This window comes from Mucilaginibacter tolerans (genome assembly GCF_030519375.1).
Classification (GTDB): Bacteria; Bacteroidota; Bacteroidia; order Sphingobacteriales; family Sphingobacteriaceae; genus Mucilaginibacter.
Genome location: NZ_JAUMKB010000019.1, coordinates 73,995 through 82,106, shown reverse-complemented (window position 1 = coordinate 82,106; position 8,112 = coordinate 73,995). Strand labels below are relative to the sequence as shown.

Genomic DNA, 8,112 nt, shown 5'->3' with positions numbered 1-8,112 from the left:
TTAGGATTACCAAAATCCAATGTGGAGTTCTTGCAGGATTATCTCACCAAAATGTGTAGCTATTTCCGGACGGGTCACTATAACCCACAACCGCACACCTATTGTATCGAAAGCGAACGCTTTTATCGATCAAATAGTGTTTAATTTACTGAAATACAAATACATAGCTATTTGGCATCGTCTTGGAGCAGCTTGTGTAACCTTCGGAATTCTGTAGTCGTCTGAATAAGTGGTTCAGACTATTGGTTGTACAACAAAACCAGGTGGCCATGATCAAAAGTTATCTTAAAACCGCTCTTCGTTTTTTGCTCAAAAACAAGACGTTCAGCTTTATCAACATTATCGGCCTGGCAACAGGTACGCTATGCTGTCTTTACATATTGCTATATGTGCAAGACCAGTTCGGCTACGATAAATATCAAAAAGATGCAAAGGATATTTACCGTATTACATCTTCGTTGCAGATAACCGGAGATAAACATAATAATTCTACCGCATCGCCGCCGATAGCTCCTGCAATTAAGCGCGATTTCCCTGAAGTAAAGCAGTTTACACGGCTTATATCCACCGACATGCTCGGCAACGGTAAAAATCTGTTGAAGTATAAAGAGAAATCGTTCTACGAAAATAAATTGGCGTATGTCGATTCGACATTTTTCGATGTATTTACCTATCATTTTGTGTACGGCAAAAACTCCAGAGATATTTTGGCTCAACCTTATTCGATTGTATTATTAAAGCCTGTAGCAGATAAGCTATTTGGCAATGAAGACCCTGTCGGCAAGGTCATCACTATTGATAATGGATTTGGGAAGCATGATTTTAAAGTAAACGGTGTAGTAGATCAAAGCCTGGGTAAATCGAGTATTACCGCCAACATATTCGTTACCATGCGAAGCGGTGGGTTTGGCCAGTTTGTATTGGATAATACCGCCTGGGCTGGTTACAATTTAGCCTGTTCTTATATTAAACTACAATCCGGTGCAGACGCTTCGGCACTTGAGAAAAAATTGCCTGAATTTCTGAATAAACATGGGGCGCAGCAGCTTAAGGCTTTAGGGATGACCAAAGTTCTTCACCTGCAGCCATTTACATCAATACATACCACTACGGGCTACGAAGTTGAGCTGAGTAAGACTGTCAGCCCCACGCTTTTGTATGTTCTGGTGTTGATTGCCATTATGATACAATTGATCGCTTGTATCAATTTCATGAACCTTTCTACAGCACGGGCGTCCAAACGCGCCAAAGAGGTAGGCGTACGTAAGGTGGTAGGTGCTGACAGGAGCGACCTTATAAAACAGTTTTTAGGCGAATCGTTTTTGTTATCGCTCATAGGGGTATTGCTCGCAATACCATTGCTGTTCCTTGTCCTTCCTTACCTGAACGACATTACGCATACAGAAATTAAATTCTCTTTCCTTAGTCACTACGGCGTGTGGGTTATGCTGGGTACTATTGTTCTGGTAACAGGCGTAGTTGCCGGTAGTTACCCTGCCTTTTACTTGTCAGCCTTTGAAGCCATAAAAGTGATGAAGGGCAATTTTACCAGCCACATTTCCGCTTCTGGCATTCGTCGCTCTTTAGTGGTTTTTCAGTTTGTGCTTTCTATCATATTGATAACTGGGATCATTATCATTTACAGCCAGTTGAATTATATCAAAAACAAAGACCTGGGCTTTGACAAGAACCAAAAATTGGTATTTAGTTTTTACACAGGGGACTCACAGCAAAAAATGACGCCTTTTGCCGCTGACCTCAGACAACTGGCTGAGGTAAAAGGAGTGAGTATGTCGAACAATTATCTCAGCCAGTTTGTGGGCCGTGACCATGGCGTATATCTTGCCGGAGGTAACGGTGCGAATGCCATTGACGCTCAAAATATGGATACGGATGAGAAGTTTGTTAAAGCTAACGGTATCAAGATCATCAGCGGCCGCGATTTCAGGATAAAGGACACCTTAAAGACGCTCATCAACGAAACTTTGTGTAAACGTTTAGGCCTAGCGCCTGAAAAAGCACCGGGGACGAGGCTTTACAGTCAATATTTGAACGGACCTGTAAGCTATGTAGATGTAATTGGTGTAATGAAAGATTTTAACTACAACTCTCTTCATGGCGAAGTGCGGCCGTTTATGTTGTTTTACAACGGCGACCCAAATTCATTCTCGTTCATTACTGTTTCAACCGATAGTAAAGATTACAAGGCACTTTTAGGCAAGATCGGTGCCGTTTGGCAGAAAAACCTGCCAGGCGTACCTTTTGAATATACCTTCCTCGACCAGGAAGTACAAAAACAATACGAGGCAGAGATTACCTTATCGCAGATCATTAATTCGTTTACCATAATGGCTATCCTAATCTCTTGCCTCGGATTATTCGGCTTAGCCGCCTTTAGCGCTGAACAACGTCAGAAAGAGATTGGCATTCGCAAGGTATTAGGTGCAAGTGTTACTGGTTTAGTTGGCTTGCTTTCAAAAGAGTTTGTAAAACTGGTGTCCATATCATTCATTATCGCAACGCCTTTAGCCTGGTGGGCTATGAACAAATGGCTACAGGCATTTGCCTATAAGGTGAATATCAGTTGGTGGATGTTTGCTATAGCAGGTGTAATGTCTATTTTCATCGCGCTGGCAACAGTAAGTTTTCAGGCCATAAAGGCAGCTTTGGTGAACCCGGTGAAGAGTTTGAAATCTGAGTAGTCAGTTAACCGGTGATCGGTTAATCAAGATATATCTCTCCGATAGCGATGGATTTTAGCGTATTGCTAACTAAGCTTTCGAACTGCTTTGCTCAAAATGTCTACGCCCTCTTCTATCTCCTTCGTATTTAGCGAAGCAAAGCCCATACGTATAAATCGGGTGTTGACGGATTGGCTAAAATAATCCTCGCCATTGCTGACGGTCAGACCTATCTCATTGGCCTTTTGGGATACATCGCGGGCGTTAAGCCTGCCCAGATATTGTAACCACACCGCAAAACCGCCATCGGGTATTTTGAAGGAAACATGATCTCCTAACTGCTCGTGCAACAAACGACAAAACATATTCCGCCGTTCGTGATAAATTTTGTTGCTCTTTTTTAGGTGAAGGCCGATGTCGCCGTTTTTGAGCAGGTTGGCCAAAGCTTCTTCCAGCAATTGTTCTCCCTGCCGGTCGATCATCCGGCGCAGGCGGGCAAGCGGCATAATCAGGTTTTGCGGCGCAGCGACAAAACCAATTCGTATACCCGGCGCTATCGTTTTGCAAAATGACCCGACATAAATAACGCTGCCATAATAATCTGCGCTGGCCAAAGGCAACACCGGGCTGCTGGAATAGTGAAAATCGTAATCATAATCATCCTCCAGTATAGCGAAGCGGTATTTAACAGCCAGCTCCAGCAATTGCATTCGCCGCTCGGAGCTTAAAGTGACCGTGGTAGGCCGGTGATGATGAGGAATAATATATAAAAGCTTGACATTCTTTTTTTTGCAGATAGCCTCCACAGCATCTAGGTCGATACCCTGCTCATCCATTGACGCATAAGCCAACTCGGCCCCGGCATATTGAAAGACCTCGTTTGCATTTAGGTAACCTGGTTCAGGCACGATAGCAACATCGCCTTTTGCCAGTAGCACCTGCGCGGCAAGATATATCCCCATCTGCACACCTTTGGTGATCAAAATATTATCTGGGTTCACCTGTATGCTCCGTGTTTCCGACAGGAATTTAGCCAACTCAATACGCAGATTTTCTGACCCCTGCTCCTGGCCGTACATAAGGTATTTGGAAGTGAACTGGTAATTTCCAAACCGCCTGTATTCGCGCATCAGCAAATCAACAGGCGCCAGGCGGGTGTCGGGAAAGCCATCGTTGATAACGATATTATGTGGCGGAGCTTGCTTGTAGAGCTTAGCAATTGGTACACGCGTTTCATCCACCTCAAAAAATGTCTTATCAGGGAAACTGCCGGCAGTCACATTTTCTATGAGTGCTTTTGGCGCAATGTCCGGCAAATTCTTCGCCACAAAAATCCCCTTGCGCTGGTAGCTATCAACCCAGCTTTGGGCATACAACTCATCGTAGGCCGCGACAACGGTTTTGCGGTGTACCTTCAATGCCAAAGCCAATACCCGGCTGCCGGGCAATGCACTCTCGGGCCTTAAGGTGCCCCGACGGATCTGCGCGACGATGCTATTTGCAATCTGTAAATAAACAGGCACAGACGATTCCTTATTGATACTGACCAGGCTCTCAACTAACGACATACCTGGACTACTTCATTTATAAATTCTGGACTATTCAAGTAGTCCAATGTCGTCATAATTTAGCATTATAAAAAATCAGGGAAAATGAACAACAACCGCCGATCAACTATATGCACCACCTGCGGAACCAAGTTCCCGCAGGATGAACCAGTGCCTGATCTTTGCCCCATTTGCAATGATGACCGTCAATTCATCAATCTTAACGGGCAAAGCTGGACCAGTTCAAAAGCTTTGGAGAAAGATCATACCGTTAAAATCAGGAAGATCAACGACCGACTATACCATCTAACCATTAAGCCTGATTTTGCAATAGGGCAGCGCGCATTCCTTTTACTTTCGCCCGGCGGCAATATTTTATGGGATTGCATTCCGCTGCTTGATGATGCGACCAAAGCCTTTATCAGCGAGCAAGGAGGTTTGAAAGCTATTGCATTTTCGCACCCGCACTTTTACAGCAATATGAATGAATGGGCCGAGGAATTTGACTGCCCTATTTATATTCACGCAAATGATATTCCCTGGATATTTAATGCGGGGCAGCACCTGCAATTATGGAGCGGTGGTGAGAAACTGCTTTGGGATGACATCAAGCTGGTACACGTCGGCGGGCACTTTCCGGGCAGCAGTATGTTGCATATCTCCGGTCTGTCAGCTGGCGGAGCAATGCTATGTGGCGACAGTCTTTATATTTCGCGAAGCCTGCACCACACAGCGGTAATGTTCAGCTATCCAAACAGCATTCCCTTGCCGAAAGAGGATTTTGCCACCTTCTACGAAAAATGCTCGAAGCTAAAATTTGATACCCTGTACGGCGCCACCTTCGAAGGGCAGGACCTGGAAGGCAACGCCTACGAGATATTCATCAATTCTATGAATCGCTATAAAAATATTTACGGACTATAAATCAACAAGCTATGAAGATGATACAAAACACAAAACTACCGCAACTCTATCTTAGAATAGCCATTGGATCGGCCTATCTATGGGAAGTCGCTGATCGGCTGGGCGCCCTCGGCCTACATGGGCAGCCCCACGTAGGCTGGGGCGACTGGTCGCACTTTATCGAATACGCGCGACAGGTAATGAGCTTTTTGCCTTCGGGCATTATTGCCGTTTTCGCAATTATAGCCACCATTGGCGAAGGGCTTTTTGGCGCAATGATTTTGACGGGACTGTTCACACGTGCTGCCGCTATCGGCAGCGGGATATTGAGTTTCTGCTTCGCCCTGGCCATGGCTATTTCGTTTGGTATCGAATCGCCGCTGGGGTACTCGGTATTTACACTCAGTGCTGCAAGCTTCCTGCTGGCAACACCACCTGAGTACAACTGGAGTATTGACGCCTGGTTAGCCAGAAGAGCCATTAACAGACGGTTGGCCGCGAGAACTGCATTACTTACCAGTGTGATCGTTTTAACTGGATTCGCCTGTCGTTCCTATGCACAGGAGCATCACCCATCAACCGGAAAAATATCCGAGAGTACACTGATCAAACAGTTCATCAGCGAGCATGGCATCAGCAATCGCGAAGTACAGATAGAAGTAGTGAATTTTCCTCCAGGAAGTTCGTCCCCTGCGCACAGGCACCCCTGCCCTACCTTCGGCTATTTGCTGCAAGGCGAGCTCGAATCAGTTTTTGAGGGCAAGCATCATATCTACAAACAAGGTGATTGTTTTTACGAAACCAGCAACGGCTTGCACGCAGTAACCCGCAATAACAGCAAGGCCGATACAGCAAAACTATTGGTCTTCTTCATCGCCGAAAAAAATAAACCGACTTCAATCAGAACTAAAAATTAAGAATATGAAATCACGAATGAATATTAATGAAGCTGAGCCACGCATCTACCACGCGATGGCTATAGCAGATAAACACATCAAAGAATTTGATATCGAAGCAAAATTGAAAGAGTTGATCAAAGTCCGCGTTTCGCAAATCAACGGCTGCGGTTATTGCATCGACTACCACTCTAACGATGCCCTTGCCCTTGGCGAGACCGCCCAACGCCTTCTGGCCCTTTCGGCCTGGTGGGAGACGCCATTCTTCAGCGAGGAAGAGTGCGCTGGGTTAAAACTGGCCGAGGAAGTAACCCGCATTTACCAGCACGGCGTTTCGGACGAAACTTATGAGCAGGCGTTGAAACTTTTTGGTAAACAGGGTGTAGCACAGCTCATTTTTATCGCTGTCACTATCAACAGTTGGAACCGCATCGCCATACCAGTACATATGGTGATTGGGGTAGATTGATCGGCATCTTCTATAGCGATGGCTTAAATCGTTTTAAACCCATCGCTTTGTAACATTGTGCTTTCCCAACATTCCAACAAAATTCTAACTTTGCGTTTGAATGAGGAAATTTTTTGGCTACATCCTTTCACCCATCCATTACCTGCTGTTCGGGCTATTATTGGTTATTTTTCATCCTATTCAATGGTTTTGCTATAATGCATTTGGCTATAAAGCACATAAATGGTCGGTTGATACGCTGAACTTTTTCCTGGTAAGCACTTATTATTCGCTGGGCAATACCGTAACATTCATCAATAAACAAAACTTACCCATAGGCAGACCGATCATTTTTATTGCTAACCATCAAAGCATGTATGATATACCCGTAATGATCTGGTTCCTGCGTAAATATCACGCTAAGTTTATCTCCAAGATCGAGCTGGCGAAGGGTATCCCTTCTATATCCTATAACCTTCGTCATGGCGGAGCTGCCAATATCGACCGGAAAGATGCGAGACAATCTATTACCGAAATTGCTGCACTCGGCACCCGGATGAGGGAAAGAAAATGGTCGGCTATGATATTCCCGGAAGGGACACGCTCTAAAGACGGAATTGTAAAATCATTTAAACCAACAGGAGTTGCTACGCTACTTAGAAAGTGCCCCGAAGCTTTGATTATACCAATAGCTATAGATAACGCCTGGAAGATGGTGCGTCATGGCGCCTATCCATTGAATACCTTTACCCGGATGACCTGGAAAGTGCTCCCTCCTATAGAACCTGAAAAAAGACCCGTTGATGAAGTAGTTGCTGAAGCGGAGTTGTCCATACGAAAATCCCTTGGTCAGTAGGCAGTTGGCAAATTTCTAATTCATCTTCTGCGAACCGCCCAGTGGCAACTGGAAACTATATGTTTTTCCCGTCAATAATCTTAAAGAAATCCTCGCGGTAAGTATCACCTACGGGGATGATCTTATCACCTATAAAAATACGACTGCGCTCGATGCTGTCAATCTTATTGATGGAGACAATATAAGACTTATGTACCCTGATAAAATGCTTCTCAGGTAGAGCATCCTCCATCTTCTTCATATTCTGCAGGGTGATGATACGCTCGGCAGGTGTGAATATGGAGATATAATCTTTCAATCCTTCAATAAACAAAATATCGTTCAGGTATACCTTTTGAATTTTATGCTCGGTTTTCACAAAGATGAAATCACTCAGGAAATCATTCTGGGCAACAGCTTCCACTTTAATTTCCGGCTTTACCGATGGTTGTATGATTGTCTGCGCTTTTTGAACTGATTTAAAGAAGCGATCGAATGCAATAGGTTTTAGCAGGTAATCGATTACGTCAAGTTCATAGCCTTCCAATGCATATTGAGAATAGGCTGTAGTTAGAATTACTTTCGATTTTCCATTAGCAATACGCAGGAACTGGATGCCTGTTAACTCTGGCATCTGCACATCAAGGAATACCAGGTCGATATCACCCCCTTGTACCAGTTGCAGTGCCTCAATTGGATTGGTCGTTACCTTCACCAATTGCAAAAAAGGCATCTTGGAGATGTAATCTTCCAATATATGGAGCGCCAAGGGCTCATCATCTACTACAAGGCATCTGATCAT

General features: G+C 44.6%; 7 protein-coding genes. 5 read left to right on the top strand and 2 right to left on the bottom strand.

From position 1 onward, the window contains the following. The first annotated feature begins 269 nt into the window (after positions 1-269). The gene (locus tag Q3A68_RS20160; protein WP_302902939.1) at positions 270-2,702 is read left to right on the top strand and encodes an ABC transporter permease; all 2,433 of its coding nucleotides are present in this window, start codon (positions 270-272) and stop codon (positions 2,700-2,702) included. A gap of 65 nt (positions 2,703-2,767) precedes the next feature. Here the strand turns inward: Q3A68_RS20160 and pdxR are convergent, their stop codons facing one another. Then, positions 2,768-4,249 carry a MocR-like pyridoxine biosynthesis transcription factor PdxR gene (gene pdxR / locus Q3A68_RS20155; RefSeq protein WP_302902938.1) on the bottom strand — a complete coding sequence of 494 codons (1,482 nt, stop codon included), beginning with the start codon at positions 4,247-4,249 and terminating at the stop codon, positions 2,768-2,770. A gap of 84 nt (positions 4,250-4,333) precedes the next feature. Between pdxR and Q3A68_RS20150 the strand changes: the two genes are divergently transcribed. The 4 genes from Q3A68_RS20150 to Q3A68_RS20135 all read left to right on the top strand — a co-directional run bounded on the left by Q3A68_RS20150 (position 4,334) and on the right by Q3A68_RS20135 (position 7,331). Further along, the gene (locus tag Q3A68_RS20150; RefSeq protein ID WP_302902937.1) at positions 4,334-5,152 is read left to right on the top strand and encodes an MBL fold metallo-hydrolase; all 819 of its coding nucleotides are present in this window, start codon (positions 4,334-4,336) and stop codon (positions 5,150-5,152) included. 11 nt (positions 5,153-5,163) lie between these two features. Further along, positions 5,164-6,048 carry a cupin domain-containing protein gene (locus tag Q3A68_RS20145; RefSeq protein WP_302902936.1) on the top strand — a complete coding sequence of 295 codons (885 nt, stop codon included), beginning with the start codon at positions 5,164-5,166 and terminating at the stop codon, positions 6,046-6,048. Between the two features lie 4 nt (positions 6,049-6,052). Further along, complete coding sequence (locus Q3A68_RS20140) at positions 6,053-6,496, top strand: carboxymuconolactone decarboxylase family protein (RefSeq protein WP_302902935.1); 444 nt, start codon at positions 6,053-6,055, stop codon at positions 6,494-6,496. A gap of 100 nt (positions 6,497-6,596) precedes the next feature. Then, positions 6,597-7,331: a lysophospholipid acyltransferase family protein gene (locus Q3A68_RS20135; protein ID WP_302902934.1), complete on the top strand. Its 735-nt coding sequence runs from the start codon at positions 6,597-6,599 to the stop codon at positions 7,329-7,331. 55 nt (positions 7,332-7,386) lie between these two features. Here Q3A68_RS20135 and Q3A68_RS20130 read toward each other — a convergent pair whose 3' ends face one another. Then, positions 7,387-8,112 (bottom strand): LytR/AlgR family response regulator transcription factor, encoded by a 726-nt coding sequence (locus Q3A68_RS20130; RefSeq protein WP_302902933.1) that lies wholly within the window; start codon positions 8,110-8,112, stop codon positions 7,387-7,389.